General features: G+C 69.8%; 25 protein-coding genes and 4 pseudogenes. 16 read left to right on the top strand and 13 right to left on the bottom strand.

Features of this window, described 5'->3' with window-relative positions; translation table 11 throughout:
• Positions 1-71: 71 nt before the first annotated feature.
• Positions 72-1,187 (top strand): ADP-ribosylglycohydrolase family protein, encoded by a 1,116-nt coding sequence (locus ACIHEJ_RS18960; RefSeq protein WP_400136714.1) that lies wholly within the window; start codon positions 72-74, stop codon positions 1,185-1,187.
• A gap of 6 nt (positions 1,188-1,193) precedes the next feature.
• Here ACIHEJ_RS18960 and ACIHEJ_RS18955 read toward each other — a convergent pair whose 3' ends face one another.
• The 3 genes from ACIHEJ_RS18955 to ACIHEJ_RS18945 all read right to left on the bottom strand — a co-directional run bounded on the left by ACIHEJ_RS18955 (position 1,194) and on the right by ACIHEJ_RS18945 (position 4,309).
• Complete coding sequence (locus tag ACIHEJ_RS18955) at positions 1,194-1,775, bottom strand: hypothetical protein (protein ID WP_400136711.1); 582 nt, start codon at positions 1,773-1,775, stop codon at positions 1,194-1,196.
• A 40-nt stretch (positions 1,776-1,815) separates the two neighbouring features.
• Positions 1,816-3,393, bottom strand: coding sequence for a sodium:solute symporter family protein (locus tag ACIHEJ_RS18950; protein WP_400136709.1), 1,578 nt, complete (start codon positions 3,391-3,393; stop codon positions 1,816-1,818).
• 127 nt (positions 3,394-3,520) lie between these two features.
• Positions 3,521-4,309, bottom strand: coding sequence for an SDR family oxidoreductase (locus ACIHEJ_RS18945; RefSeq protein WP_400136706.1), 789 nt, complete (start codon positions 4,307-4,309; stop codon positions 3,521-3,523).
• A gap of 74 nt (positions 4,310-4,383) precedes the next feature.
• Between ACIHEJ_RS18945 and ACIHEJ_RS18940 the strand changes: the two genes are divergently transcribed.
• Positions 4,384-5,232 carry a hypothetical protein gene (locus tag ACIHEJ_RS18940; RefSeq protein ID WP_400136703.1) on the top strand — a complete coding sequence of 283 codons (849 nt, stop codon included), beginning with the start codon at positions 4,384-4,386 and terminating at the stop codon, positions 5,230-5,232.
• Here ACIHEJ_RS18940 and ACIHEJ_RS18935 read toward each other — a convergent pair.
• Together ACIHEJ_RS18935 and ACIHEJ_RS18930 are read right to left on the bottom strand one after the other, a co-directional pair.
• A complete protein-coding gene (locus ACIHEJ_RS18935) occupies positions 5,225-7,129 on the bottom strand; it encodes an MFS transporter (protein WP_400136700.1) in 1,905 nt (634 codons plus the stop codon). The genes ACIHEJ_RS18940 and ACIHEJ_RS18935 overlap by 8 nt on opposite strands.
• Before the next feature lie 175 nt (positions 7,130-7,304).
• Positions 7,305-9,653 (bottom strand): D-alanyl-D-alanine carboxypeptidase, encoded by a 2,349-nt coding sequence (locus tag ACIHEJ_RS18930; protein ID WP_400136698.1) that lies wholly within the window; start codon positions 9,651-9,653, stop codon positions 7,305-7,307.
• A 181-nt stretch (positions 9,654-9,834) separates the two neighbouring features.
• Between ACIHEJ_RS18930 and ACIHEJ_RS18925 the strand changes: the two genes are divergently transcribed.
• The 3 genes from ACIHEJ_RS18925 to ACIHEJ_RS18915 all read left to right on the top strand — a co-directional run bounded on the left by ACIHEJ_RS18925 (position 9,835) and on the right by ACIHEJ_RS18915 (position 12,078).
• A complete protein-coding gene (locus tag ACIHEJ_RS18925) occupies positions 9,835-10,587 on the top strand; it encodes a GPP34 family phosphoprotein (RefSeq protein WP_400136695.1) in 753 nt (250 codons plus the stop codon).
• Between the two features lie 252 nt (positions 10,588-10,839).
• A complete protein-coding gene (locus ACIHEJ_RS18920; protein ID WP_366011277.1) occupies positions 10,840-11,697 on the top strand; it encodes a helix-turn-helix transcriptional regulator in 858 nt (285 codons plus the stop codon).
• A 189-nt stretch (positions 11,698-11,886) separates the two neighbouring features.
• Complete coding sequence (locus ACIHEJ_RS18915; RefSeq protein WP_366016804.1) at positions 11,887-12,078, top strand: DUF397 domain-containing protein; 192 nt, start codon at positions 11,887-11,889, stop codon at positions 12,076-12,078.
• Positions 12,079-12,181: 103 nt separating this feature from the next.
• Here ACIHEJ_RS18915 and ACIHEJ_RS18910 read toward each other — a convergent pair whose 3' ends face one another.
• From ACIHEJ_RS18910 to ACIHEJ_RS18900, 3 genes are all read right to left on the bottom strand, one after another.
• Positions 12,182-13,051: a MerR family transcriptional regulator gene (locus ACIHEJ_RS18910; protein WP_400136691.1), complete on the bottom strand. Its 870-nt coding sequence runs from the start codon at positions 13,049-13,051 to the stop codon at positions 12,182-12,184.
• 101 nt (positions 13,052-13,152) lie between these two features.
• Positions 13,153-13,659 carry a glutathione peroxidase gene (locus ACIHEJ_RS18905; RefSeq protein ID WP_400136690.1) on the bottom strand — a complete coding sequence of 169 codons (507 nt, stop codon included), beginning with the start codon at positions 13,657-13,659 and terminating at the stop codon, positions 13,153-13,155.
• Positions 13,660-13,753: 94 nt separating this feature from the next.
• Positions 13,754-14,767 carry an ArsR family transcriptional regulator gene (locus ACIHEJ_RS18900; protein WP_400136687.1) on the bottom strand — a complete coding sequence of 338 codons (1,014 nt, stop codon included), beginning with the start codon at positions 14,765-14,767 and terminating at the stop codon, positions 13,754-13,756.
• Between the two features lie 82 nt (positions 14,768-14,849).
• Between ACIHEJ_RS18900 and ACIHEJ_RS18895 the strand changes: the two genes are divergently transcribed.
• Positions 14,850-16,136 (top strand): MFS transporter, encoded by a 1,287-nt coding sequence (locus ACIHEJ_RS18895; protein WP_400136684.1) that lies wholly within the window; start codon positions 14,850-14,852, stop codon positions 16,134-16,136.
• 27 nt (positions 16,137-16,163) lie between these two features.
• On the opposite strand, the pseudogene ACIHEJ_RS18890 reads toward ACIHEJ_RS18895, so the two are convergent.
• Positions 16,164-16,908, bottom strand: a pseudogene (locus tag ACIHEJ_RS18890) (slipin family protein); the annotation flags it as partial.
• Positions 16,909-17,138: 230 nt separating this feature from the next.
• Between ACIHEJ_RS18890 and ACIHEJ_RS18885 the strand changes: the two are divergent.
• Positions 17,139-18,386 carry a serine hydrolase domain-containing protein gene (locus ACIHEJ_RS18885; protein ID WP_400136683.1) on the top strand — a complete coding sequence of 416 codons (1,248 nt, stop codon included), beginning with the start codon at positions 17,139-17,141 and terminating at the stop codon, positions 18,384-18,386.
• 9 nt (positions 18,387-18,395) lie between these two features.
• On the opposite strand, the gene ACIHEJ_RS18880 is transcribed toward ACIHEJ_RS18885, so the two are convergent.
• Positions 18,396-18,716 carry a GYD domain-containing protein gene (locus ACIHEJ_RS18880; protein ID WP_400136681.1) on the bottom strand — a complete coding sequence of 107 codons (321 nt, stop codon included), beginning with the start codon at positions 18,714-18,716 and terminating at the stop codon, positions 18,396-18,398.
• A gap of 543 nt (positions 18,717-19,259) precedes the next feature.
• Here ACIHEJ_RS18880 and ACIHEJ_RS18875 point away from each other — a divergent pair.
• Positions 19,260-20,126: a GyrI-like domain-containing protein gene (locus ACIHEJ_RS18875; RefSeq protein WP_400136679.1), complete on the top strand. Its 867-nt coding sequence runs from the start codon at positions 19,260-19,262 to the stop codon at positions 20,124-20,126.
• A 310-nt stretch (positions 20,127-20,436) separates the two neighbouring features.
• Here the strand turns inward: ACIHEJ_RS18875 and ACIHEJ_RS18870 are convergent, their stop codons facing one another.
• Complete coding sequence (locus tag ACIHEJ_RS18870; RefSeq protein WP_400136677.1) at positions 20,437-20,742, bottom strand: hypothetical protein; 306 nt, start codon at positions 20,740-20,742, stop codon at positions 20,437-20,439.
• Between the two features lie 386 nt (positions 20,743-21,128).
• Here ACIHEJ_RS18870 and ACIHEJ_RS18865 point away from each other — a divergent pair.
• The 5 genes and pseudogenes from ACIHEJ_RS18865 to ACIHEJ_RS18845 form a co-directional block, all read left to right on the top strand.
• A pseudogene (locus tag ACIHEJ_RS18865) lies at positions 21,129-21,246 on the top strand (IS5/IS1182 family transposase); the annotation flags it as partial.
• A gap of 2 nt (positions 21,247-21,248) precedes the next feature.
• A pseudogene (locus ACIHEJ_RS18860) lies at positions 21,249-21,413 on the top strand (IS1380 family transposase); the annotation flags it as partial.
• 282 nt (positions 21,414-21,695) lie between these two features.
• Positions 21,696-22,211 carry a hypothetical protein gene (locus tag ACIHEJ_RS18855; RefSeq protein ID WP_400136675.1) on the top strand — a complete coding sequence of 172 codons (516 nt, stop codon included), beginning with the start codon at positions 21,696-21,698 and terminating at the stop codon, positions 22,209-22,211.
• Complete coding sequence (locus ACIHEJ_RS18850) at positions 22,193-22,663, top strand: hypothetical protein (RefSeq protein ID WP_400136673.1); 471 nt, start codon at positions 22,193-22,195, stop codon at positions 22,661-22,663. Before ACIHEJ_RS18855 ends, ACIHEJ_RS18850 begins: the two co-directional genes overlap by 19 nt.
• A 156-nt stretch (positions 22,664-22,819) precedes the next feature.
• Positions 22,820-23,398 (top strand): HNH endonuclease, encoded by a 579-nt coding sequence (locus ACIHEJ_RS18845; RefSeq protein ID WP_400136671.1) that lies wholly within the window; start codon positions 22,820-22,822, stop codon positions 23,396-23,398.
• Positions 23,399-23,534: 136 nt separating this feature from the next.
• Here the strand turns inward: ACIHEJ_RS18845 and ACIHEJ_RS18840 are convergent, their stop codons facing one another.
• The gene (locus ACIHEJ_RS18840; protein ID WP_400136669.1) at positions 23,535-24,014 is read right to left on the bottom strand and encodes a hypothetical protein; all 480 of its coding nucleotides are present in this window, start codon (positions 24,012-24,014) and stop codon (positions 23,535-23,537) included.
• Between the two features lie 41 nt (positions 24,015-24,055).
• Entirely contained in the window at positions 24,056-24,388 is a 333-nt protein-coding gene (locus tag ACIHEJ_RS18835; protein WP_400137503.1) for an amidase domain-containing protein, read from the bottom strand.
• Between the two features lie 23 nt (positions 24,389-24,411).
• Here ACIHEJ_RS18835 and ACIHEJ_RS18830 point away from each other — a divergent pair.
• From ACIHEJ_RS18830 to ACIHEJ_RS18820, 3 genes and pseudogenes are all read left to right on the top strand, one after another.
• Positions 24,412-24,792 (top strand): annotated as a pseudogene (locus ACIHEJ_RS18830) (hypothetical protein); the annotation flags it as partial.
• An 81-nt stretch (positions 24,793-24,873) separates the two neighbouring features.
• Positions 24,874-25,494, top strand: a complete 621-nt coding sequence (locus ACIHEJ_RS18825; RefSeq protein ID WP_400137500.1) for a hypothetical protein — start codon at positions 24,874-24,876, stop codon at positions 25,492-25,494.
• A 26-nt stretch (positions 25,495-25,520) separates the two neighbouring features.
• A complete protein-coding gene (locus ACIHEJ_RS18820; protein WP_400136667.1) occupies positions 25,521-26,144 on the top strand; it encodes a hypothetical protein in 624 nt (207 codons plus the stop codon).
• Positions 26,145-26,216: the final 72 nt, after the last annotated feature.

Raw genomic sequence — 26,216 nt, 5'->3', positions numbered from 1 at the left:
TGAACGGACCGTTCTCCGTCGATTACAGTGCTGACCGTCGTACGGACGGCCGGTGCCGTGAGGAGGTCTGGATGGGTGCGACATCCGGCGCCGTCTGGGGCCGTGCCGAACAGCAGGACTACCGCGGCAGGGTGCGGGGCGCCCTGCTCGGGGTCGCCGTGGGGGACGCGCTGGGCGGCCCGGCCGATGCGCTGTCCCTGGAGGAGATCCGCACCACGTTCGGTCCGGAGGGCCTGCTCGACCTGGCCTTCGGGCACGGGCGGCGCGGCACGGTCACCCACCACACCCAGCTGACCCTGTTCAGCGTGGACGGGCTGATACGGGCCCAGGTGCGCCGGGACACCGGCGCCTGGCACCCGCCGACCGATCTGCACCGGGCGTACCGGCGCTGGCTGGCCACCCAGCGGGACTGGGGGCCCGACGAGCGCCGCAAGGACGACGGCTGGCTGGCGCGCGAGGAGTGGCTGTACGCCCGCCGCGACCCCAGCCGCACCCTGCTCCTCGGGTTCGGCGACGACGCCATGGGCACGCTGGAGCAGCCGAAGAACCCCGGCGAGCTGGGCCCGGAGGCCGTCGCCCGCTCGGCGCCCTTCGGGCTGCTGGTCGGCTGGGAGCCGCAGCTCGTGGTGCAGCTGGCCGTGGAGTGCGCGGCCCAGACCCACGGCCACCCCATCGCCTACCTCTCGGCGGGCGCGTACGCCGTCATCGTGCACGCCCTGGCCCGCGGCGACAGCCTGGACGGCGCCGTCCAGAAGGCTCTCGCCCTGCTCGCCGCCCGCCCCGGCCACCAGCCCGTCGCCGACGCCCTCCAGCACGCCCTCGGCGCGGTACGGCAGGGGATGCCCGGTCCGACCCGGGTGGAGGAGCTGGCGGGCGACGGCACGGCGGACGGTCTGCTCGCCGCGTCCGTCTACTGCGCCCTCGTCGGTGAGGACGTACGGCACGGCCTGTGCCTGGCGGTGAACCAGAGCGGCCCCTCGGCCGCGGCGGGCGCGCTGACCGGCGGTCTGCTGGGCGCCCTGCACGGCGAGACGGCCCTCCCGCCGGCCTGGCTGGCCGAACTGGAGGGCCGCCCCACGATCCTCGAACTCGCCGACGACTTCGCGATGGAGATGACCCAGGGCCCTGCGCTTCACGGCCCCGCCGGTTCCTCACCGGGGTGGCTGGCCCGGTATCCGCGGGCCTGACCGGCCTCAGGCCCGCACGCAGTGGTGGGTGGTCATACTGCCGTTGGCGTCGAAGTGCCGGATCCGCAGCCCGGCCTGCTTGGTGTAGTCGGCCTCCAGCCGCTCGCCGGAACCGGTGCCCGACGTGCCGGGCGGCTGCCAGGGCAGGCCCACCGAGACCGAGTCGCCGACCGTCGCCGGAACGTTCTCGGCGGCGGCGTCGTCCATCTCCTCGCTGTCGGGGTCCAGCCGCTCGGGCACTCGCAGGGCGAGCCGGCCGCCCTGGAGCGACCACGTGCCCTTCGGTGACCTCCCGCCGGCCTCCATGGCCCACGTCCCGTCACCGATGGTGACGGTGTACGTGTAGGCCTCGGCGCTCGCGCCCGGCGGCTGCGAGGTGACCTTCCAGGAGCCGCGTACGAAGGCCGCGAAGGCCTTGCCGGTGACGCCGGCGGTCGCCGACGGACCGCCGGATCCGGTGCTGCCGTCGCTCCCGCTCTTTCCCTTGCACGCGGCGAGCAGAGAGGCCCCGACTCCGACGGCGAGGTAGCGCAGAGTGGTACGGCGGCCCACCACTCGGGAGGCCGCCCGCACCGCATCGATACTCATGTCGTCCCCGTTCCTGCCAGTTGATCAACCAACCGGCAGGTTACAGCGTTGAGTTGGGCTCCCCCGTCGCATCGTCCCCGGCACTCGCAGGCACCGGCACGGCCCGTGCGGTGGCCCCGTCCCCGTCCGAGTTCACCCGCTCGATGATCGCCAGGCGCTCGGGGGTGTCCTCCGGCTTGAGGTGGCCGATCAGGACGTACAGGACCAGCGACACCGCCAGTGGGACCGACACCTGGTACTGGAGCGGCACCCCGCCGTCGACGTGCCAGCTGATCGGGTAGTTGACCAGCCAGAAGGCCAGCAGGCCCGCCGCCCAGCTGGTCAGTGCCGCCGTCGGCCCCGAGCGGCGGAACGTGCGCAGCAGACCCAGCATCATCGGGATGGCGATCGGGCCCATGAGGCCGGCCACCCACTTGATCACGACGGTGATGATGTCCTTGAAGGTGGGGGAGTCGACCTGGGTCGCCACCGCCATGGACAGGCCCAGGAAGACCACCGTCGTCACCCGGGCCGCGATCAGCCCGGAGCGCTCGCCCCACGCCCGCGCCCGTGCGGACAGCACCGGCGCCACGTCACGGGTGAACACCGCCGCGATCGCGTTGGCGTCGGAGGAGCACATCGCCATCGTGTGGGAGAAGAAGCCGACGACGACGAGGCCCAGCAGGCCGTGTGGGAGGAGCTGTTCCGTCATCAGGCCGTAGGAGTCGGAGCCGTCCGGCTTCCGGGCGTGGACCAGCAGCGGGGACATCCACATGGGGAAGAACAGGACCACCGGCCAGACCAGCCACAGGACCGCCGACAGCCGGGCCCCGCGCTCGGCCTCGTGCGGGCTGCCCGTCGCCATGTAGCGCTGGGCCTGGTTGAGCATGCCGCCGTTGTACTCGAAGAGCTTGATGAAGAGGAAGGCGAGCAGGAAGACCGTGCCGTAGGGACCGACCAGCGGCTTGCCGTGGCCGTGCAGCGCGGGCTGGTTCCAGGCGTCGAGGAAGCCGATGTGCTGGTCGCTCAGCTTCAGCACGACCGCCACGAACATCGAGACACCGGCCAGCAACTGGATGACGAACTGGCCGAGTTCGGTCAGCGCGTCCGCCCACAGGCCGCCGATCGTGCAGTACACGGCGGTGATCGCGCCGGTGATGAGGATGCCCTGGTTCAGGGTCACGCCGGTGAACACCGACAACAGGGTCGCGATCGCCGCCCACTTGGCGCCCACGTCCACGATCTTCAGCAGCATCCCCGACCAGGCGAGCGCCTGCTGGGTGGAGAGGTTGTAGCGGTTCTTCAGGTACTCCAGCGGGGAGGCCACGTGGAGCCGGGACCGCAGCCGGTTGATGCGCGGCGCGAACAGCTTCGACCCGATGGCGATGCCGAGCGCGATGGGGAAGGACCAGGTGATGAAGGAGGTGACGCCGTAGGTGTAGGCGATGCCCGCGTACCCGGTGAACATCACGGCGCTGTAGCCCGACATGTGGTGGGAGATGCCGGAGAGCCACCAGGGCATCTTCCCGCCGGCCGTGAAGAAGTCGGAGACGTTGTCGACGCGCTTGTGCGACCAGACGCCGATCGCGACCATCACACCGAAGTAGCCGATGAGCACGGCCCAGTCGAGACTGTTCATGTGCCCGATCGTGGGTGCGGCCACGTGAACACGACAACCAAGCGTCAGGTCAAGTCACGGTAAAATCGTTCCGGACATTGACTCTCGTTCATCCACATGAACAACTTCGGCGAAGGCGGGCCGTCGGTCAGCGCATCAGCTCCCCCGCGTTGACCAGCAGCGACTGCCCCGTGATCGCCCGCGCGCGGTCCGACGACAGGAACACCGCGGCATCCGCCACATCCCCGTCGGTGGCCAGCTCCGGCAGCGCCATCCGCTCGGTCAGCCGCCCCAGCACCTCCGCCTCCGGCACCCCCTCGCTCTGCGCCGTGAACCGCACGAACGCCTGCACCGGCGGCCCCCACATCCAGCCCGGCAGCACCGTGTTGACGCGGATCCGATGCGGCCCCAGCTCCCGCGCCAGCGAGTACATCGCGCTCGTCAGCGCCCCCTTCGAGGCGGCGTACGCGGCCTGCCGCACCTGCGACGGCGCGGCCACGGCCGACTGCGTCCCGATGAACACCACCGAACCGCCCCCGCCCGCCTTCAGTGCCGGCAGGCAGGCCCGGGCCATCCGCAGCGTCCCCAGCAGGTTCACGTCGATGACCGACTGCCAGGTCGCGAAGTCCGCGTCCTCGACCCCGCCGAAGTAGGAGTCCCAGGCGGCCACCTGCACCACGGCGTCGATCCCGCCGAACCGCTCCCGCGCCAGCGCGGCCAGCCGCTCGCACTGCCCCTCGTCGGTGATGTCGGTCGCCCGGAACGCGGTGCGCGCCCCGCCGGGGTCGATCTCCGCCGCGCTCTTGGCGAGGTTGGCCTCGGTGCGGGCCCCGAGCACGGCGTTCCCGCCGTCCCGGACGACGGCCGCGGCGACCTGACGGCCCAGCCCGGCGCCCACTCCCGATACGACGACTGTCTTGCCTGCGAGCAGGGACATCGGTGCCTCCCGCGGTATGGCGCTTTATCTGACGGAGCGTCAGAGTATGGGCCGTCGCAGGAAAGGGGAACCGTATGAGCGACGAGACCCGCAGCGAGCTGTACGCCGAACTGGCCGCCGCAGGACCGTACGGCGTCCGCCCCGGCCACGCCCTGATCACCATGGTCGAGCCGCACCCCGGCCACGAGTACGCGTACAACCGCTGGTACGAGGACGACCACTACTACGCCGGCGCGATGGCCATGCCCTGGATGTACGCGGGCCGCCGCTGGGTCGCGACCCGGGACCTGCAACTCCTGCGGTACCCGGAGAAGTCGGCGATCGCCCGGCCGGTCACCGCCGGCTGCTACCTCTCCACCTACTGGATCACCGACGGCCGCTACGACGACCACATGAAGTGGACGGTCGCCATCAACAAGCGCCTCAATCGGGACGCCCGCGTGTACCACGACCGCACCCACGTGTTCACGGCCTTCCAGGACCACGAGACGACGGTGTACCGGGACGGCGCGGCGGGCCCGAGGGACGTCCACGCCCTCGACCACCCCTACGCCGGTCTGGTGCTGCAGGTCGTCGACGCCGAGTCGCCCCGGCAGCGGACCGAGCTGCTCCGGTGGCTGACCACCCGGCACCTGCCGAAGCGGCTCGCGGGCTCCCCGGCCGCCATGGTCACGGTCTTCCGGCCCACGCCCCTGCCCGGGGACCGCATGACCTACGTCAAGCAGGTCGAGGGCGTCGACACCCGGCTCACCCTGCTGTGGTTCCTGGAGGCCGACCCGCGGGAGTGCTGGGAGCGGCACTTCACGGGGCCGGAGGCGGAGATCACCGGCTCCGCGCCGGGACGGGTGGAACTCGTCGCCCCGTTCGTCCCGACGATCCCGGGCACGGACCGGTACGTGACCGAGCTGCGCGGCACTACTTGAGCTCGTCGGGGCACGGCGTACCGCGAGGCAACTGGTACGGCGCGGCCAAGTGGTACGTCCCGGCCCTCGGCGCCAGCAACATCGTCCACTTGTCCCCGTCGGCGTCCTCCGGCGTCTCCGTCAGACAGCCGTTGACGTTGGTGTACGACTTCGGCGTCCCGGCGTCCCGGTGCTTGGAGGCCTCCGTCTCCTGCGGAGGCTTCAGGCTCTTGCCGTGCTCGTCGACCACGCTCAGCCACGGCGAGTACGGGATCCGGATCAGGACCCGCCCGGCCTTGTGCACCTCCAGCGTCATCTCACCCTGCTCGGCGCGGTCCACCACCGCGTTCGGTTCGGCGAGCGGTGTCGGGTCGGTCACCTGGAACAGCTGCCAGTTCGCGTCGCCCCAGATCTGCTTCAGATACGGCATGCCCCGCTGCAGCAGCTGCCGCTCACGCTGGCCGCCGTCCCCGTCGGGGTTGTCCTTCGGCAGCACCACGAAGTGCACGGCCCACCGCTGGAGCCACTCGTGGTAGTTCGCCGAGTTGAGCGTGTCGTCGTAGAAGAGCGGGTTGCGCTCCATGTCGGCCTGCCGGTTCCAGCCGCGCGCCAGGTTGACGTACGGCGCGAGCGCGGAGGCCTCGCGGTGCGAGCGGGCCGGGACCACCTCGACGCGGCCCTTCTCGGCGCCGGCCTTCTGCAGCTCGTGCACCAGCGGGGCCAGCTCCCGCGCCCAGGAGGCGGCCGGGGTCGTGTGGATGATGTCGTCGACCGACTTGAAGCCGATCCAGCCGGCGAAGCCCAGCAGGGCCAGCACGGTCAGGTACCACTGGCGCGACTTGCGCACGGTGAAGGGCAGCGCGGCGACCAGCGTCGCACCCGCGAACAGCATCGGCAGCCGCGAGATGTTGGAGCCGATCTGCGAACTGATCAGCCACACCAGCACGACGGCCAGGCTGTAGACGGCGGCCGTCAGCCGTACGGTCACCCACTCCTTCGGCACCAGGTACAGGCACAGCAGGCCGTACAGCAGGGGCATGACCACCGAGCCGAACGTCATCGGCTGGGTGCCGGAGAACGGGAAGAGGAAGTACGAGGCCCCGACCACCACTGTGGGCGCGATCCCCAGCGCCCACGCGCCCGGCCGCCGCTTCTGCAGGAAGAGGGCGGCCGCGACCAGACCCACGAACAGCCCCGACACGGGCGAGGCCATGGTGGACAGTCCGGCCAGCGGGGCGGCGACCACCGCCTTCGCCCAGCGTTTGTACCGCCACCGGTACGGCCAGCAGTGCACGGCCGCGACCGCACCGAGCCCGAACATCGTGCCGAGCCCGAAGGTCACCCGGCCCGAGATCGCGTTGGCCAGGAACGCCACGACTCCGGCGAGGGAAGCCCACAGCGGGTTCCGCACCGCCCGGCTGCGGATCAGCACCAGGGTCAGCAGGCCCGCGGAGACCGTCCCGGCGATCATCATCGTCGTACGGACGCCGAAGACGGCCATCAGGTACGGCGACACCACGCTGTACGACACCGGGTGCATGCCCCCGTACCAGGCGAGGTTGTACGCCGAGTCCGGGTGCCGGCCGACGAACTCCGCCCAGGCGTCCTGGGCCGCGAGATCACCACCGCTGTTCGCGAACGTGAAGAACCAGATGATGTGCAGGACGCCCGCGAGGGCCGTGATCGACAGGACGGGGTGCCGGAGCATCCGCTGCCGCAGGGGCTCGGCGGAGGCGAGGAGACGTGCGAGCCGGCCCGGACGCGCCTGCGTACGGCTGTCGCCCCGGTCCCGGTCGTCACGTCGGTCGTGATGACGGTCGTGACGACGGTCCGTGTCAGCCGTGGACAGACGTATTCGCGAGCCCGATCCCGGGCCCGGGTCGGCGTCGTCGGCGCGTGTCGGCTCCGCTGTGGCCACCTGAGGCACTCCCCGTGTCCCGTTTTCTGTTCTCGGCCGCATCCCTTGATGTTCCCGGCCGTTTCCCATCCAGTTCGCGGCCGTGTCCCCCGACCGGCGTACTGCCCCGATTCGTGACGCTAGCACGCACCCCGCCGCGGGGCTCCGTCGGCGGGGTGCGGCAGGGGGAACGGGCTCAGCCGAGGCGGGTCAGCTTGTCCGTGAGGCCCGGCTCGGTCAGGTCCTTCTCCAGGGCCACCGGGACCTTCACCGCACCGGCCGAACCGTCACCCACGGTGAGCGTGCCCACCTGGGTGCCGGCCTTCGCGGTGTGCGGCACGGTGTCGGAGGCGAAGGAGAGCTTCACCTGCAGACCGGACCAGCCGGCCGCCGTGACGTCCTTCGTCGCCACGACCGGGGTACGGCCGCCCAGACCGTCGTCCACATAGCCGACGACGTCGCCCTTCTTCAGGATCGTCGCCGACTTCAGCGCACCCTGCCCGGCCCGGATCAGCTTGTCGCCCGCGTCCAGGACGCCGCTGATGATGGTGTTGTCCGAGCCGCCTGCCGGCTGGCGCAGCGCGGCACCGATGATGGTGCGCGTCTCGCCGTTGACCTGCTGCTTCGCCGCGAAGACGAGGTTGCCGCGGGCGGAGGTGGTGGTGCCGGTCTTGATGCCGACGACGTTGTTGTAGCCGACCAGCCGGTTGTAGTTGTTGTGCTTGGCGCCCTTGTAGTCGACGTAGGACATCATCGCCGCGACCTCGCGGAACGCGGGCTGCTCCATCGCCTTCTTGGCCAGCTTCACCTGGTCCACGGCCGTGCTGACCGTCGAGTCCGTCAGGCCCGAGGGGTCCGTGTACGTCGTGTTGGCCATGCCGAGCCCCTTGGCGGCGGCGTTCATCTTCGCCACGAACGCCTTCTCGGAATGCGAGTCCCAGCGGGCGAGCAGCCGGGCCACGTTGTTGGCGGAGGGCAGGAGGATGGCCTCCAGGGCCTCGCGCTCGGAGATCTTGTCGCCGGCGGTGACCGGGACGGTGGACTCCTGGCCCGCGTCCGACTGCTCCTCGGCGGGCTTGTCGATCGTGATCTTCGGGCCGTCCTGGCCGCTCTTGAGCGGGTGGTCGCGCAGGATCAGGTACGCGGTCATCACCTTCGCGACGCTCGCGATCGGGACCGGCTTCTGGGCGCCCGAGGAGCCGAAGGTGCCGATGCCCTGGACGTCCAGGGCGGCCTGGCCCTGGGACGGCCACGGGATGGCCGGCTTGGCGCCGCCGAAGGTGTAGGTGTCCTTCGCGGTCAGGTCGAGGGTGGGCCGGGGGAGCGGACGCAGCGCCTGCACGACCCCGAGGATGATCACCAGGAGCAGGACCAGGGGGGTCCAGATCTTGACCCTGCGCACGAGCGTGCGGACCGGGGTCTCCGGGGGCGGCGGCGTGTTCGTCAGCTCCGCCAGCAGGTCCAGCGGGGGCTTGGGCGGGAGAGGCTGCTGGGTGGTGCGCTCGGGGCCGACCTGGGGGACGGCGGTGGTGACGTCCGACTTCAGCGCGATGAATTTGCTGGTGCGCTCGGGGTCGGCCTCGGGGGTCTTGGGGGCGTCGGGGGTCTTGGGGGCCTGGGGGGTCTGCGGGGCCTTGGGGGCGCCGCCCAGCTTGAGCATGGTGGTCGGCTGGTCGACCTCGGGCTTCTTGGGGCGTACGGCCTTGAAGACGGTGGTGGGCTGGTCGACGCCCTTCGCCTCGGCGGGTGCCTGCGGCGCGTCGGCCGGTGCGTCCTTCGCGTCGGCGGGTGCGTCCTTCGCCTCGGCGTCGTCGTTCCCGCCCGCACCATCCGTGCGGCTGTCGTCGTCGGCCGCGGGTGGCCCCTGTGGGGCGTCCTCACCGTCGGCGGCCCCCGGCTCGTCACCGGGCTCCTCCGCCTCGGCGTCCTGGACCTGGGCGTCAGACTCCTCGGCCTCGGCCTCGGCCGCTGCCTCGGGCTCCGCGTCCTCGTCCTCGTCCGCGTCCTCGGTCTCCTCCTGCGCCCGCGTGTCCGGCTCCTCGGCCGCACCCGTCGGCTCGTCCGCGTCGGCGTCGTCCGCGTCGGCGTCGGCGTCGGACTCTTCGGCGTCGGCCTTCTCAGGCTCGGCCTGCTCGGCCTCTTCCTCGGAATCGCCCTTCTTCGCGGGCGTCTTCGGGGACGGCTTTGCAGTCGCGTCGCCTTCCTGCTTCTTCGGGTCCGCGGAACGCACCCACGCCGAGACCGCGTCCCGCAGGGCCGCGTCCTCGGCGTCGGGCTTCGCCTCGTCGGTGCCGGCGGACTTCTCGGATGCCGCCGGTGCCGGTGCCGAAGGCTCCTCCTCCGCCCGTTTCTTCACGTCCCGTACCGACAGGACCTTCGTCGCGGTGTCCACCGCACCGCCCGAGGAATCCTTTTCGCGGGCTACGGCGAGGCGCGGGTCACGCGCCTCGGGAACCGGAGCCGCGCTGCCCGACGTCGCTCCTGCCGACGACTCGCGCTGCTTCGACCTGTCGGGGGACTCGCCCGCCACCGATGCCTCCTCCATGCGCCGCACGCCCACTCGCGCGCGCTGTCCGAACCATGTACCAGTGTCCTGTGTGAGGGCTTGGCCCCTGCGGTAGACGAGAACGACATACCTGCCGGTTCCCTCACGAACCGGTCACGCACCCTCGACAGATGAATGTGAGAGGGGTCACCCTGTCATTCATCCACGCGGGGAGGCATGGATGGGCAGGAGCCGCAGAACACTTCCGGAGGAGCTTCTGCTGCTGGCACTGGACCCGGCCACGGGTACCACTGCACAGCCGCAGTCGCTCGACCTCGGTCTGGCCGGTGCACAGCTAGTGGAGCTGGCGCTGGCCGGACGGATAGCCCCAGACGGGGATCGTATCGCCGTGGTGGTACCACGGCCGACAGGAGATCCGACTCTGGACTGCGCGTTGGAGTTGCTGCGAAGGCGCGGCGCTCCGGTACGCGCCGTCCACTGGATCGGCGGGCCGCGTCTCGGGCTCCGCCAGGTCTACCTCTCGCATCTGGAGCGGTGCGGCATGGTCGCCGCCGTACCGGGTCAGATGTGCGGGGTGCTGCCGACGACTCGCTACCAGGCGACGGACAACGAGATCAGCCGGGAGATCCGAGCCCGGCTGGATTCCGCGATCCGCACCGGCGTACCGCCGGACCCGCGGACCGCGGCGCTCGCCGCCCTGGCGCACGCCGTCGGACTCGGCAAGCACCTGTATCCGGGGAACGAGGGGCGCTCGTCCCGGTCCCGGCTGCGGGATCTGATCCGGCACGACCCCATGGGCGGCCTGGTCGCGCACGCCGTGATGGACGTACAGAACGGCGCCGCCGCACAGCCGCGCCGGGGGCCGGCCGCCACCGGCCGGCAGGGCGCACCCGCGGCGAGGGCGACGGAACCGGCGCGCGGTGTTCCGATGCAGCCGCACCGCGGGTCCATGGCGCGCGCCGTGGTCCACTGAGCCGTCACCCCGGTCACCCCAGGCCAGGTTCGGGAGTCGCTGGTCCGAGCGGGGCGGTGAGATCTCGTGGTCTCACCGCCCCGCTCGACTGCGTCCATGGCACCCCTTCGGGTGGCGGGCTGTGGCGAACTGACGCGTACGCGCCGCATATCCACCATTTCCCAGCGGTAGAAGACACCTTGGTGGCAGTCTGCTCAACAGCAGATACGGAAAGTGTCAAGGAACAGGCAGTCAGCCGGAGGTGCACGTCCCGTGGCGTCCAATGTCAATCCCACCGTCAGGCGGCGCCGGCTGGGCCAGGAGCTGCGCAGGCTCCGTGAGCTCAAGGGCATGACGGCCGAGGAGGTCGCGGAGCGGCTGCTCGTGTCGCAGTCGAAGATCAGCCGGCTGGAGAACGGCCGCAGAAGCATCAGTCAGCGTGATGTGCGCGACCTGTGCGGGGTGTACGAGGTCGAGGACCAGCGGATCGTGGACTCGCTGATGGAGATGGCCCGGGATTCGCGGCAGCAAGGGTGGTGGCACACCTTCGGCGACATCCCGTACAGCGTGTACATCGGCCTGGAGACCGACGCGGAGTCGCTCCGGGTGTACGAACCCCAGCTGGTGACCGGCCTGTTGCAGACCCGCGCCTACGCGGAGGCCCTGGTGCAGGGCGCCCTGCCGGAGACGTCGACGGCCGAGATCGAGAAGCGTGTCCAGGTGCGCATGCGCCGACAGGAACGTATCACCGCCGACCAGAACCCGCTCCGGCTCTGGGTGGTGCTGGACGAGGCGGCGCTGTGCCGGGAGGTGGGCAGCAAGCTCGTGATGCGGGAGCAGTTGGAGCACCTGATCGAGATGTCCCAGCTGCCGCACGTCACCGTGCAGGTGCTGCCGTTCGAGGTGGGCGCGCACCCGGGTCTCAACGGCCAGTACGCGATCCTGGAGTTCGCCGACGCGGCCGACTCCAGCGTGGTGTACCTGGAGGGCGTGACCAGCGACCTGTACCTGGAGAAGGCGCAGGACGTGCAGAAGTACGCCGTGATGTACGAGCATCTGCGGGCACAGTCCCTGAATGTGGAGCAATCCCGGCAGTTCATCGCAAAGGTGGCCAAGAAGTACGCCGAATGAACAGCTGTCACAGAGGGCGCCGGATCGTACACCGTCGGTCGGCTCCAGTGGAAGGCTCCTCTGGAATATGCCATCCGGTTGAGTGAACGACTCCTCCGGCGGGGGCGGTTGCCGGGTAGCGTCGATCACGCCAATCAGACGACAAGGTTGGCGTGAACCGCACTACCGCAACTCGCAACAGGAGTGGACATGGCACTGATTCAGGGCGCTTCGGAGACGTGGATGAAGTCCTCCTATTCCGCCGGCAACGGCGCCTGCGTCGAGGTCAAGTCGCCCACCGACGCCGAACTCGCCGTTCGCGACTCCAAGGTCTCCGAGGGTCCGGTCCTGGCCTTCCCCGCCGACGCGTGGAACGCCTTCGTGGCCTCGGTCAAGGCGTAAGGGGTTCTTCCCTGACCCTCGTCGGAACAACTGCACAACAAGCACCACCAGAAGAGCCCTCTCGACCAGTCGCCGTCCTAGCCGAGAGGGCTCGGCCGTGCCCTCAGTACCTGATGGGGAAGGCCACGTCGCACACCGGATCCTCGGATCCCGCCGCCTCCCAGTCCGCGAAGTAGACCTCCCGGCAGGGACCGGCCGCCTCCAGCCCCTCCCCGGCCATCCAGTGCTCCACCGCCTCGAAGGCGGCGAGGATCTGCGGATGCGCGACCTGCGCCTTGGTGATCCGCGTGTAGGCCAGCCGGGCCGCCGGCTCCACCCGCACCTTCGTCTCCCAGGGCCGCCCGCGTCCGGCCGCCCACGCCCGTGCCGCGGCCTCGTCGGCCACCGGCACACAGGACTCGGCCGGTCCGTCGCTCTCCATCGAGACCTCGGAGTGGTAGACGACGAACGGCGCCCCGGTGACCCCTCCGCACTCCCGCGCGGCCGCCTCCAGCCGCTCCAGCGACGCGCCGATCCAGGTCGGCAGCTCGTCCGCCAGCGTGTGCCGCGACTCGGTGATCACCACCTGTGCCGGCACGTCCACGGTCTCGATCACGAACTGCTCGTACATCTCGGAACTCCTCCCCGACAGCCGGCCACGGAGGTAGGCGGCGAGGGTCCGCTGCCCGGCGACCCGGGCCTCCACGCCCGCCCAGTAGGCGGCGAGCCGCTCGGCGCCCTCGTCGCCCTCGGCCCCGACCACCTCGGCGATCCGGGCGAGCGGCATGTCCAACTGCCGTAGCAGGGCCACGAGACGGGCCCGTTCGGCCTGGTCGGCACGGTAGTAGCGGTAGCCGGTCACCTCGTCCACATGCGCGGGGGCCAGCAGGCCCAGCCGGTCGTACAGCCGCAGGGCCTTGGCCGACAGCCGGGCCCGCGCGGCGAACGCGCCGATGGTGAGCAGTTCCTCGTGCACGGTGACATCCTCCGTCACCGGGCGTTTCCTCTCCGCCCGGCGCGGAGGACGTTCGCCCCTGCCCCAGGGACAAGGTCAAGGGACAAGGGCCAGGGGCGAGGGAAAAGGCCGCCCGGGACTCAGCCGAGCTGGGCCTCGATCGCGGTCACGACCTCGGTGGAGTCCGGCTCGGTACGCGGCCGGAAGCGCGCCACGACCTGTCCGTCCCGGCCGATCAGGAACTTCTCGAAGTTCCACTGGATGTCACCGCTCTCCCCTTCGGCGTCGGCGAAACCGACGAGCCGCTCGTACAGCGGGTGCCGGCCCTCGCCGTTCACCTCCACCTTCTCGGTGAGCGGGAAGGTCACGCCGTACGTCGCCGAGCAGAACTCCGCGATCTCCTCGGCGGAGCCGGGCTCCTGCCCGAGGAACTGGTTGCAGGGCACGCCGAGCACGGTGAAGCCCTGATCCGCGTACCGCTCCTGGAGCTTCTCCAGGCCCGCGTACTGGGGGGTCAGGCCGCACTGGGAGGCCACGTTCACGAGCAGCACGGCCTTGCCGGCGTACTGCGACAGATTGGCGGAGCCGCCCCGCAGGGCTCCGATCTCGACGTCGAGCGGGGAGCCGTTGTGGTCAGTAGTCGTCATGCCCGGATGGTAAGCGGTCCCCCGGTGGGGCCGGTACGGCAGCCGTTCGTCTGCGGATTCGCCGTGGCCCGGGCGCGCGCGGCGGAGCCGCACCTCACCGCCGCCCCGTGCCCCCAGGGGGCCGCAGTGGCGTCGCCCGGACCCCGGCCCCCGCCTCCACCAGCACCTCACCCGCCGCCGTACGCGCGTACAGCACCGACCGTCCCGCCCGCCGCCGAGCCACCAGGCCCGCCTCCCGCAGGACCCTCAGATGCCGGCCCACCGAGCCCAGTGCCTGACCCGTCACCGCCGTCAGCTGCGTGGTGCTCATGGGGCAGTCGAGGAGGACCAGCACCTCGGCCCGGGTTGCCCCGAGCAGCGCGCCCAGCCCCGTCGGGACGGCTCGCTCCCCGGTGTCGGTGAGGACCCCGGCACAGGGGTAGATCACCGCGTACCGCTCCCCCTCCTCCCAGGCCACCCAGCCGTGCCGTTGCGGCGTCACCGGCACGAAGAGCATCTCGGCCCCGGAGATCTCGCGGGGCGGATACTCGTGCAGATTGATCTGGAGCCGGTTCTCGCCGAGCCACCGGGTACGCCCCGGCCGCAGCGAGTCCAGCACGCTCGCCCAGCCGCCCCGGCTCACCTGCGCCGTCCGCGCGACCACGTCGGCCTCGAGCACCCGCAGGCGCCGCGCCCAGTACGGCCGTACGGCCTCCTCCCACACCCACTCCAGCAGCGCGGCGCCCCGCTCGGGCAGATCGTCCCGGTCCAGTACGGCGGGCAGCGGACCGGCGAGGGACATCCGCAGGTGGGCACGGGCGGCGTCCGCCGGGGTCGACCGCACCCGGGCCACCTCCTGCGCGAACCCCTCGCCGTTCCGGGGGGTCGGGGTGAGGAAGTCGGCGATCCAGTCCCGTCCGAGCCCCGTCTCCACCAGCCGCGCGGTCACCGGATCCGCGGCCAATCGTGCCCGGTAGGCCGGCAGATGGGTCCGCAGCCACTGCTGTTCACCGGGGTGCGCGCCCTCGCCCGCGTGCAGCAGCTTCAGACACGCGAAGGTCTCGGCGATCGGCGAGATGACGAACCGGCTGCGGGCGAGCGTGTCCGCGTTGAGCTGCCACCACCCCACGACTCCCCCTCACGGCCGTACGACCTTTCGCGTCACGGCGAAACAATAACGACCCCTCCGCGGCCCGCCCGAGACTCCGGACATGCCCAGTTACCGATCCCTTTTCCGGACCCCGGAGTTCACCCCGCTCTTCCTCGGCTCGGCCGCGCAGACCGCCGCGCAGACCGTCGGCGGCCTCGCCCTCGGCACGCTCGTGTTCCGGGCGACCGGCTCCCCGCTGCTGTCGGCGGTGAGCATGTTCGGCCCCACGCTGGCCCAGGTGCTGGGCGCGACCGTCCTGCTCTCCGGCGCCGACCGGCTGCCCCCGCGGACGGCCCTGTCGGCGATCGCGCTGGCCTTCGCGGCCGGTACGGCGGTGCAGGCGCTGCCCGGCCTGCCGGTCGGCGCCCTCTTCGCCGTCGTCCTCGTCCTGGGCCTCGTGGCCTCCCTCGGCGGCGGGGTCCGCTGGGGTCTGCTGAACGAGGTTCTCACCAAGGACCGCTACCTGCCGGGGCGTTCGCTGTTCAACATGATGAGCGGGCTGGCGCAGATCGCCGGTTTCGGCACCGGCGGGATCCTGCTCGCCACGCTCTCCCCGCGTACCTGCCTGCTGCTGTCGGCGGCCCTGTACCTGGCGGCCGCGCTCACCCTGCGCCTCGGCCTGACCGACCGCCCGCCCCGCACCGCGGGCCGGCCCTCCCCGTCGGCGACCTGGCGCACCAACGCCCTGCTGTGGGCCGACCGCCCGCGCCGCCTGACCTACCTGGGCCTGTGGCTGCCCAACGGCTTGGTCGTGGGCTGCGAGTCCCTGTACGTCTCCTACGCCCCGCACGCCGCCGGCACCCTGTTCGCCTGCGGGGCGCTGGGCATGTTCGCCGGGGACCTGACGGTCGGCCGCCTGCTCCGGCCCGCGCTGCGCCGCCGGGCGGCCACACCGTTGCTGTTGCTGCTGGCGACGCCGTACCTGGTCTTCTGCGTGCACCCGCCGCTGCCGGTGGCGGTGGTGTGCGCGACGCTGGCATCCGCCGGTTTCGCCGCGAGCCTGGTGCAGCAGGAGCGCCTGATGGAGCTGACCCCCGGTGCACTCGCCGGTCAGGCCCTGGGCCTGCACTCCTCCGGCATGCTGACGATGCAGGGCGTGAGCGCGGCCCTGGCCGGCTCGCTGGCGCAACTCACCTCGCCCGCCGCGGCGATGACCGCGATGGCGGCGGGCTCGGTGTGCGTGACGCTGACGCTGGCTACGGCTGCTCGGCGCGCTCCTGCACCGGGTCCTGCCGGGCCGGGGCCTGCTCCCGCTCGGTCGGGGTCTGCCTCTGCTGAGGCGGCTGAGGCTGGGTCTGCTGAGGCGGCTGGGTCGGCTGAGGCGCCTGGGTCGGCTGAGGCGCGCTGAGGTCGGCGTCGATCTTCTGCACGGTCCGGTCGAAGTACCGCAGCAGCTCCACCGGGAACGGCATGACGAGGGTGGAGTTCTTCTCGGCCGCGACCTCGACGACCGTCTGCAGCAACCGCAGCTGCATGGCCTCGGGCGTGTCCGACATGATCCTGGACGCGTTGGCGAGCTGCTGCGCGGCCTGGAACTCACCGTCCGCGGTGATGACCCGGGCCCGCCGCTCCCGCTCCGCCTCGGCCTGCCGCGACATGGACCGCTTCAGCGACTCCGGCAGCTGGACGTCCTTGATCTCGACCCGGTCGATGTGGACGCCCCACCCGGCGGCGGGGCTGTCGATCATCAGGGCGAGCCCTTCGTGCAGCCGCTCCCGGTCGCTCAGCAGGTCGTCCAGGTCGCTCTTGCCGATGATGGAGCGCAGGGACGACTGGGCGACCTGCCCCACGGCGAAGACGTAGTCCTGCACCTCGATGGCCGCGCGCACCGGGTCGGTCACCCGGAAGTAGACGACGGCGTCGACCTTCACCGAGACGTTGTCCCTGGTGATGCCCTCCTGGGTCGGCACGGGCATCGTCACCACCTGCACGTTCACCTTGCGCATGCGGTCGGCGAAGGGGATCAGGAAGGTGATGCCGGGCTGCCGGTGACTGGGCAGCGCCTTCCCCCACCGGAACACCACCCCGCGCTCCACCTGGTTGACGACCCGCATCCCGCTCTTGAGCACGAGCAGCGCGAACAACGCCACCACGACGACCGTGATCACGGTGCCTTCCATGGCACTCCATTCCTCACAACCGGCTGAGACACCGGGTAGGACACCTCCCGCAAGGGAAACGGTGCGGCCCGCCGCGTCAGGAATCCGTCAAAACCCCGCCGGAGCGCCAGGGTTGGATCAGGGTTCACTCCGGGACGTTCCCTGATGAGCCGGTCCGCCGATGCGGGTGAGACTCGTGACCGGGCCGGTCGCTCGCCGGCCCGACCGCATCCACCCTGGAGAGTCCCCTCGTGAACAGCTCCGCCCGCCGCGCCCGTCGGACCGCTCTGGCCGTCTCCGGCACCCTGATCGCGGCCCTGGTCACCGGTGCGGCCGCTCCCGCGTCCGCCGCCGCCCCGGGTTCATCGCCCGCTGCCACCACCGCCCCGTTGCCCGCGCTGGACCCGGTCGCGCTGAAGGCGGCCATCAGCGGCCTGCCGAACGCGGACGTCACCGGCGCGCTGCTGCGGATCACCGGGAGCGCGGGCCACTGGTCGGGCACGTCGGGCGTCGGCAACCTCGAGACCGGCCAGGGCGTCCCGTCCGATGCCCACATCAGGATCGGCAGCATCTCCAAGGTCTTCACCGCCACCCTCGTCCTCCAGCTCGCCGCCGAGCACCGGATCGACCTGGACCAGCCCGTGCAGCGGTACCTGCCCGGCGTGCTGCCCGCCGAGCTGCCGTCCGTCACGATCGGCCAGCTGCTCAACCACACCAGCGGCCTGCCACGCGGCGCCGAAACCCCGGACTTCGGCGACGGCAGCCCCGAATGGTTCGCCGCCAACCGCCTGAAGAGCTTCACCCCGCAGCAGGTGATCGATCTGATGGCGGGGGAGCCGATGCAGTTCGCGCCGGGCACCGCACAGCAGTACAACGGGATGAACTACTACGTCGCCGGCCTGCTGGTCGAGAAGATCACCGGGCACTCCTTCGCCCACGAGGTGCGGTCCCGGATCACCCGGCCCCTCGGTCTGCACGACACCTACGTCCCCGACGCCGACGACCCGCGGCTGCCGAGCCCGCACTCCGACGGCTACCTGACGGTCAAGTCCCCCGACGGCACCACCCACCCGGTGGACGTCACCGAGCAGAGTCCCTGGCCGTGGGCCGAGGGCGGCATGATCTCCACGCCCGCCGATCTCGACCGCTTCATGACCGCACTCTTCCGCGGCCGCCTCCTCCCGCCCGCCCTCGAGTCCGACCTCTTCACGGTCCCCGACGTCCCCAGCTTCCACAGCAGCCAGTGCCGCACCGAGGCCGACGCCGGCCGGGCCTGCATGACCATGGGCCTGATGCGCGTCAAGGCCTCCAACGGCGTCACGGTCTGGGGCAAGACGGGCTCCCGCCCCGGCTACACGAGCGGCGCCTTCGCCACCCGCGACCTCTCCCGCAAGATCGTGTACTCGGTCAACCCCACCAACCTCGAGGGCACCGAGATGCGCTACATCCAGCAGATGGCCGCCGCTTCCTTCGGCACGCTGGTACCGGCCGGGAGCTGACCGTATCGCTCACGCCCCGGGAGCGCGGAAGGGCACCTTCCGGCGGGTGGCCTCGTCGATCTCCTCGACGGTGAGGAGCGGGGTGGCACGAGTGCGGAGGGCACCGCTGGCCTTGACGGTGAGGCTCACGGCGGCCATGGACACCGGATCGGGAAAGTCGAGGATGCACACCAGGTCGTCCTCCCCGAAGGCGTAGTACATGGCCTCGACCTTCCCGCCGAGGTCGCCGACGACCCGTTCGACGGCGGCACGACGTCCACTCGCGCCCTCCTTGAGCAAGCCCTTCGTGCCCTCGGGCGTGTAACTGGCCTGGATGAGGAACTTCGCCATGGGGATGCTTCCTGCCCGTTGCTGGTCCGATGCACGAAAACCCCTTCCCGCGGTCCCCCTCACCGCTACACACCGAGCACCGGGTTCACTCGTTGGAAGCCCTGCACCGTAATTCGGACCGGCGGTAACAAGAAATTTCCCATTCGATTCCCGCCCGATTACCGCTGTGATCGTCTCGACGAGTGCTTATCGAATCGGTTCTGTGCGCTGCGGGAGTCCTCATTTCTTCCTGCCTCACCGAACGTCATGTGGGGCGACGGGAGGCCGGAGACGATGTTCGAGCGAAGGAATCTCCTCCTGGCCATTCATCCCGCCGACGAAACCGATCGCGTCGATTCCGAACAGCGGCGCCGAGCTCCCGGCGACGTACATCCACCACTGCCACCTCCTCGAACCCGAGGACGACGACCTGATGCGCCCCTGGACGATCGTCCGCGCCGACCACTGACGCAGCGCCGGGACCGACCGCGCCGGGCACAGGATGTCGGGTCCGGCAAGGTGGTGCCTTCCTAACGTGAGTGAGCGAAAGGGAAGGGGACCGGGATGCTGGAGCGGCTGAACCAGGCCATCGATCACGTCGAGTCGCACCTCGATCAGCCGATCGACGCGGCCGATCTCGCGCGCATCGCAGTCACGTCGGAGTATCACTTCCGCCGGCTGTTCTCCGCGCTGGCAGGCATCCCCCTGTCGGAGTACATACGCCGCAGACGGCTGACCGTGGCGGGCGCCGAAGTGCTCGCCGGTGAACGGACGCTGCTGGACATCGCCGTGCGCTACGGCTACAGCTCGGGAGAAGCCTTCGCCCGTGCGTTCCGGGCCGTCCACGGCGTGGGTCCGGGCGAGGCCCGGCGGACCGGCGCGGCTCTGCACTCCCAGCCCCGGATGTCCTTCCGGCTCATCATCGAAGGGAGCAGCAGTATGCGATACAGGATCGTGGACAAGGACGAGTTCCGTGTGGTCGGCAAGAAGGCCCGCGTCCCGCTCGTCCATGAGGGGGTCAACCCGGCGATCGCCGAGTTCGTCCGGGGCATCGACCCCGAGACGCTGGGGCGTATCACGGCGCTGTCCGACCAGGAGCCGGCGGGCATCGTCGCGGTGACCGACCTGCTCGATCCCAGCCGGGCGGAGGGAACCGAACTCGACTACTACCACGCCGTGGTGACGTGCGCCGAAGCACCCGAGGACATGGACGTCCTTGCCGTCCCCGCCGGGACGTGGGCCGTCTTCGAGAACTCCGGCCCCTTCCCGCAGGCGCTCCAGTACCTGTGGCGGGACGTGTTCACGCAGTGGTTCCCGTCGAACCCGTACCAGAGCAGGCCGGGACCCGAGATCCTGCGGGTGAGGCTGTCGCACGACGCGACGCAGGCGGACGCGACGCTGTGGATCCCCGCGGAACGGGCCACCGCCTGAGCAGGCACCACGCCCTTCAGCCGATGTTCCCGCCGACCCGCCGCAGGTCCCAGCTGCGTGAGGGGGGGCGTGTCGCAGGTGAACCGGACGAGCGGGTGGTCGCTGTCCGTCGGCACCCCGTCGGTGACGGCAGCGGCCCTCTGATCGGTGAACTCGGTCGTGCTGCCGTCAACCGCTGCCGTCAAAACGGCCCGGACCAAGATCGGTCCGGGCCGTGGCGGCGTTCGAAGGCGGCCAGCACCCGCTCGCGTAGCTCCACCTGTAGGAGACGGCTAGGTTGGTTCACCGTGGTTCCCCGCGATTCCCCGCCCTATCTTGTGCGCTTGTGGTGCGCGGTCTCGTCGTCGGCTGGTGCTGTCGACTGGTCGGCTTCGCCGTACAGGTTGGCGCGGAGGCGCTCCTTGGCCGCTTCAAGCTGCGGGCCGTAGCCGCGTATGAAGATCTCGCTCAGCGTCTTGTCCAGCGTTCCTGAGATCGCGTAGATCGGCGACCAGACGGCTCGGTCGTGCACGATCCCCTCAAGGTCGTCGGACCGGAACATGACTTGGTAGAGCCAGTCCGACAGTACGAACGCTTGATCGCGTGTGAGTCGGATGGTGATCGCTTCCTCGTCCACGTCCTCAACCTAGCCGCCTCGACCGGCGGTGTCCTGGGGCCGAGCTTCCGTGCGGGCCCACACGCTTTCCCAGTCTGTCGGTGACTCGGAGGCGTGAGTGCAGGCGCGTTCACCGGCGTTCATGCGTGGCTGGTCGCCGGTGCGTGGAGGGCAGCGAGTCTCGCCTGAACGGCCGTGAACGGGGCTGAGCGCGACGGAAACTGAGACGGAGTCCCCACGAACACTGTCCGGCCACCGCTACTGGATGGGCCTCGGTCGCCGCCTCCATAAACACTGGTGCCGCACCTATCAGGGCGGCACCCGCTCGCATCCCACCCATGCGCCTCCCGACTGATATCCGTCTGATTCGCCACGAACTCCCGCGTAACTCCGTAACATCCAGTCACGGCTACCAGGGCACCGGACTCGTCATCCCGCACCGACGGACGAAGGGGCGAGGAACTCCCCGTCTGGAGGGAGGAACACAACCGCTCCCACAAACGAGTTCGCGCCCGCGTCGAGCACACCGCAGGTGGGAGCCCCGCCGCCTGCGTCTTTGCCTGTTCTCCGCTGCCGCCCAGCTCGTCACCACCGCCTGCCGCCGGCACCTGCGGTTCGCACGCCACTGGCCCCGGAGCGACGTGATCGCCGATGCCCTGGCACGGCTCGAAGCTCTCCCGAACCCCGGCTGACCAGCCCGTTCCCGTCCCTGTGAGCAGCACCATCCAAACCGGAGGCGTGGAACCCGGCGCCCACCCGACGTGACAGCCGGGCAACCGCCCTACCCGTCACCAGCCCAAACAGCCGAAACGGCCCGCCGGACAAACCGACGGACCATCACGAAAGATCGAGGTGAGGTGACCTGAACCTCACGTTTCACTCAACTACCATGACAAGAGGGGGAGTTGCTCCCTAGGGTCAAATCCTGGCGGTCGACGGAGCCGCTTTCATCCAGAGAAACACGGGGGAAACACGTGCGTTCCATACCCAAGATCGTCGCAGTCGGCTGCGCCGTCACCGCACTTGCCGCTGTAGGTGCTGTACCCGCCAGTGCCGGGACGGCCCATCCGATGATATGCCCGCCCGACAAGGGCTACGACTTCTCGGGCAGCTACACGTATTACAGGGACATGGAGCCCCGTTCCGGCGGCGACAGCGGCACGACGATCAGCATCACCTTCCACAAGGGGAAGACGACGACGTCGACGGTCGGCGGGGCGATCTCCGGCGAAGCCAAGGTGGTGTTCGTCAAGGCGTCGGCTGAGTTCGACTACCACTTCGCCTGGCAGTGGACGAACAGCACCACCTACACGTGGTCGTGGACGGTGCCCAAGACGATGAGGCACGGCTACCTGCACGCCGGGGTGAAGGTCAGGTACACGAAGTGGAACTACAACCAGACCGAGCCCAACTGCAAAACCAAGGTGCTGCGCAAGGGATCGGCGCGGCTGGTCTACAAGGGCCGCGAGACGTGGCACGGGAAAAGCTGATGCGCAGCGCAGGGATCGTTCTGCTGGTGGTGTCCGCCGCTGCGGTGTCCGGGTGCAGCGGCGGGAAGAGTACGCCGCCTTCGCCGAGTACGTCGAAGGCGGCGCTGGTGTCCGATCCGGACAATCCTGATAAGGGCGCCAAGAAACCGGGCCGGCTGGGTCCGGGGACGGTGAAGCTGCCCGTGGCCGCGGACCGGATTGCCGCATTGTCCGTGCGGTATGACTGTCTCGGTCCCTCGGGTGGTCTGAAGGTCAGTAATGGGACAGCGCTGCGCGCCGGGACCGAAGTGTGTGACGACAGCGCCACCTACGGTGCCTCGATGAAGGCGAAAGACCTGGACGGCCGGAAGTTCGGCGGTACGGTCAAGATCGAGGTCGACAAGCGGACGCGGTGGCGCGTTTCCGTCAGCATCACCGACAAGGACGGAATCAACCAGACAGTCCACAGCTGAGCTTGACTCTGTCGGGGATCTCGGAGTTGCCCGGTGCGTCGGCGTGATGGGGGGCATGCTCGGGGTGTTGACGGGCAGTGCTTGAACGTCTCCGGTCCGAGTGGACTTGACGCTGTACCGGTGCGTGATCACGGTGACACGCGCAGAATGAGACTCGTGAACGAACAACGCCCCAGCACCGCGCAAGAGGACAAGCGGAACCGCAAGGGGCGCCTCCCTGTCGTCGAGGTCAGCGGGGGACGCCCCGGTCGGTGGACGTTCGACGTGCTCGATCAGGACCGATGGTCCAGCCTCACCGAGGAGGAGAGGAAGGCAGAGCGTCACAGAGCGATCAAACGGCGGCAGAATCGTCGACGTGCACAGCGCATACGAGAGAACGGCCCACGCGACGTCTACACCATGGCACAGATAGGGGACCGTGACGGATGGCGCTGCGTGATCTGCCACAGCGCGGTGGACCTCGCGTTCAGGCCGCCGCATCCTTGCTCCCCGAGCGTCCATCACCTCGTCGAGATCACGGCGGGTGGTACGGACACTCTGGACAACATCGCCCTGGCCCATCAGTTCTGCAACAGCGACTCCTACACCTGGGGTCAGAAGGCGCCGGCCGTGGCCCGGGAACGGCTGGCGGATCGCGTGCTCTACGGCAAGCACGGACCAGGGCGACGTGACCGGGTGCCTGACGCGGATGCCGTCGCCTTGGCAGCCGATGTCATGGGCGACATCGACGACTGAGCTGCGTCACAGAGATCCTCGGTCATCGTCTCCTCCGATGGCCGCTCCCTGAACCAGTGGCCCCGCGCAGGGAGGAGCCAGACGCCCTGGTCGGTCTGCACCCGGCCAAGGGTGCTGACCGACGTCAACGGAGCCTTCAGCTATGGGCCTTGTCGGTTGAAGCGGGATCCTTGCCCGGTTCAGGCGACTGGTGCGTGAAGACCACGAGGTGCCAGGTGCTCTTCTCCCGCGTCACGGTGAAGGTGTCGTTCAGGGACTTGCCGGCCTTGTCTTCGGCCACGAGGTGGGCGGATCCGGTGTCCGGGCCCATGTCGTGGTCGATCTGCAGGTCCTTGATCTTCCATCCCCGGCCACCTCGGTCGGCGAGGATCTGTGCGGCCTCCTTCCTGGACCACTCCTCGTCCTTTACGCCGCCGACTTCGATCAGTGCCTTCGCGCTCCGGGAGTTCAGAGCCTGCACGTAGGCTTCGACGGCCTTGCGTGCCCCGTCGGAGGTTGCCGAACTCGATGGTGAGGATTCCGAATTTCCAGGGGTGGCCTCATCGCTGTCGTTGGATGAGCAACCGGTTGCGACAACCAGGGCGGCCGCCACGGCCAGAAGCCGTCGACGTTTCACAGCACACTCCTATATATCTCCTGTGAGGGGGCAGCAGCCTGTCACGTGCGGTGCGCGTACCAGCAGGTACGCGGGTGGTCCGAGAGGAGCTTGCTCAGGCTTTTGTTGTGGGTGTCGCCGGTGTGGTACGTCAGATACGGCATGCCCCGGTACTTCTTCGTGACGATCATCGAGTGGTCGACGTTGTTGTTGCGATTCCAGTCGGCCTGGAGGACATCCGCCTTCTCCAGCTTCCACACGTTGTCGAGGAGCTTGGTTCTCCTTGAGTGTTTCGACGCGAACCAGTACCAGTTCTCTGCACCCGCCCACGTGTAGGACGTCCACCATGTGGTGGGCCCGTAGAACCAGTACTTGTTGCGGGTGCGCTGGACGATGGCTCCGCCCTTGGGGCCCCACCAACCTTGCTCGCGGCACTCTCGAAGTCCGCCGCGGCTTGCTGCGGCACACCCTCTACCTGGAGGAATTCACCCACCGACTCGCCAGCGAGTGGCTCGCCTATCGCCACCACCGCTGGCCGGCATCGGCGAACCCCTACCTTCTCGTCAGCCAGAAGACCGCCCTCGACCCAGATCATCCGGTGGTCAGCAGAACATTGCTTCGCAGAACCCTCCCCAAGAACGTCACGCTCGTCGGCCTGCGGCAGGACCGCATGCTCAACGAGGCGTTTGCCACCGGTGATCCCCTCAAGCTGATGCGGCTTTTCGGGATCTCCGCGCAGACCGCCATGCGCTATGTCGGCGCCGCCTGCCCGGAGCGCACCGCGAAACTGCCCAGGTAGCGGGCCCGCTCCGAGCCCGATGCCAGCTGAAAGCCCGTGGCGGTGTAGCAGTGGGTCCGGCATCATCCCCATGTGATTGTGATGCAACCCGTTCTGGAGATCTCCGCCGCCGACGACTTCGCGCTCTGGCCGGTTGGCGAGCAGGAATCGTATGGCTACCTCGTGCTGAACGGGAAGCTCACTCCGGCGGAGGTCGGCACGGCGGTTATGCAGATCGCCGACTGCAACGACTTCGAGCCGGAGGAGGAGCACGGGCCGTGCCCGACCGACCCGCTCGGCACATTCCTGCACGGGCTGCTCACCATGCCTGATCTGTTCGCCGCCGGAGGGTTCCGGGTGACCGAGAATGCCACCGACACCGTCTTCGTCGAGCCGGGCTGCTGCAACGGCCTGGACACCTGGCGGGACTGGCTGGAGGTGCTCGACGGCACCGGCTGCTCCTACTTCGGCCACGATCCGTCGTCGGTGGCCGAACGCGTTGGCGACATCGTCCGGCTGACGTTCGACGCTTACGGGACGGACGGCAGCCCGGTGATCGAGCTGCCGGTAGACCAGGCACGCAGGCTCGTCGCGGGCGCCCAGCAGGATTTGCAGGACTTCCTCAGCCTTGCCGGAACCTGGGCTGAACAACACCTGCCGGCACACGCCGCCGCCGTCACTGCTGCCCTGGCACGGGCACTGGACCTGGCACCCACACAATGACCAGCTTCCTGACCCACCGAGCGCACGTGCACGACGCCAGTCTCCCCCTCCGCCGCCGGCACAGCGCACTGCGGACCTGCATCACCCTCTTTGCTCCGTACGGATTCCGGGCGACGTACCACCACCTCACGCTCAGCGCCGCGATCCCCCGGCGGCTGGAGGCGGACCCGGACGCTCTGGTGCGGGCGGTGGAGGAACTGCATGAGGCGCGGGTGCTGTGGCTCGCGCGAGCGGAGGAGTACACCGCGCAACGCCGGGCGGAGAAGCGGGCGGGGCGGCGGGCTGTAGTGAACCCGCGACCGTGGTGGCTGCGGAGCTGGTGGGAGGGCCCGAACCGCGCCTGGTACGAAGACCCGTTTCACCATCCGTCGCTGCGGCTGCCTGAGTACGTCCGGCGACAGAATGCGATTCTGGACGGCGCCGACCTCCCCGGCTGCCCCGCCTGCGGGGACGAGAGACCGCTGGTGTCAAACTCGACCGGGCACGGCTGGGTGGAGCTGTGCCGTGGGTGCGCGTGGGTGCTGGCACCATGTCCGTGCGGGCAGCGGCACCGGTTCGTCCCGGAGACGCCGTTCAACTGGAAAGGGATCTGGCAGCGGGCGCACATGAGCGATGACGGCATGCCGAACCCACATTGGCCTGCGGGCTAGCCGGTTGGATGCGGCACGGGGGGCTTGAGTGTGGCTGATCAGCTGGGTGGCGCGCGCTCTTCAGATCGTTGC

The sequence above is a fragment of the Streptomyces sp. NPDC052301 genome, from assembly GCF_044593395.1.
Lineage (GTDB): Bacteria > Actinomycetota > Actinomycetes > Streptomycetales > Streptomycetaceae > Streptomyces.
The sequence above is the reverse complement of the archived record's forward strand: the minus strand, read 5'-3'. Positions and strand labels throughout refer to the sequence as shown.

Coding starts and splice junctions, on each gene's coding strand:
- ACIHEJ_RS18960 (WP_400136714.1), top strand. CDS start 72: ATGGGTGCGACATCCGGCGCCGTCTGGGGCCGTGCCGAACAGCAGGAC.
- ACIHEJ_RS18955 (WP_400136711.1), bottom strand. CDS start 1,775: ATGAGTATCGATGCGGTGCGGGCGGCCTCCCGAGTGGTGGGCCGCCGT.
- ACIHEJ_RS18950 (WP_400136709.1), bottom strand. CDS start 3,393: ATGAACAGTCTCGACTGGGCCGTGCTCATCGGCTACTTCGGTGTGATG.
- ACIHEJ_RS18945 (WP_400136706.1), bottom strand. CDS start 4,309: ATGTCCCTGCTCGCAGGCAAGACAGTCGTCGTATCGGGAGTGGGCGCC.
- ACIHEJ_RS18940 (WP_400136703.1), top strand. CDS start 4,384: ATGAGCGACGAGACCCGCAGCGAGCTGTACGCCGAACTGGCCGCCGCA.
- ACIHEJ_RS18930 (WP_400136698.1), bottom strand. CDS start 9,653: ATGGAGGAGGCATCGGTGGCGGGCGAGTCCCCCGACAGGTCGAAGCAG.
- ACIHEJ_RS18925 (WP_400136695.1), top strand. CDS start 9,835: ATGGGCAGGAGCCGCAGAACACTTCCGGAGGAGCTTCTGCTGCTGGCA.
- ACIHEJ_RS18915 (WP_366016804.1), top strand. CDS start 11,887: ATGGCACTGATTCAGGGCGCTTCGGAGACGTGGATGAAGTCCTCCTAT.
- ACIHEJ_RS18905 (WP_400136690.1), bottom strand. CDS start 13,659: ATGACGACTACTGACCACAACGGCTCCCCGCTCGACGTCGAGATCGGA.
- ACIHEJ_RS18895 (WP_400136684.1), top strand. CDS start 14,850: ATGCCCAGTTACCGATCCCTTTTCCGGACCCCGGAGTTCACCCCGCTC.
- ACIHEJ_RS18880 (WP_400136681.1), bottom strand. CDS start 18,716: ATGGCGAAGTTCCTCATCCAGGCCAGTTACACGCCCGAGGGCACGAAG.
- ACIHEJ_RS18875 (WP_400136679.1), top strand. CDS start 19,260: ATGCTGGAGCGGCTGAACCAGGCCATCGATCACGTCGAGTCGCACCTC.
- ACIHEJ_RS18825 (WP_400137500.1), top strand. CDS start 24,874: ATGCAACCCGTTCTGGAGATCTCCGCCGCCGACGACTTCGCGCTCTGG.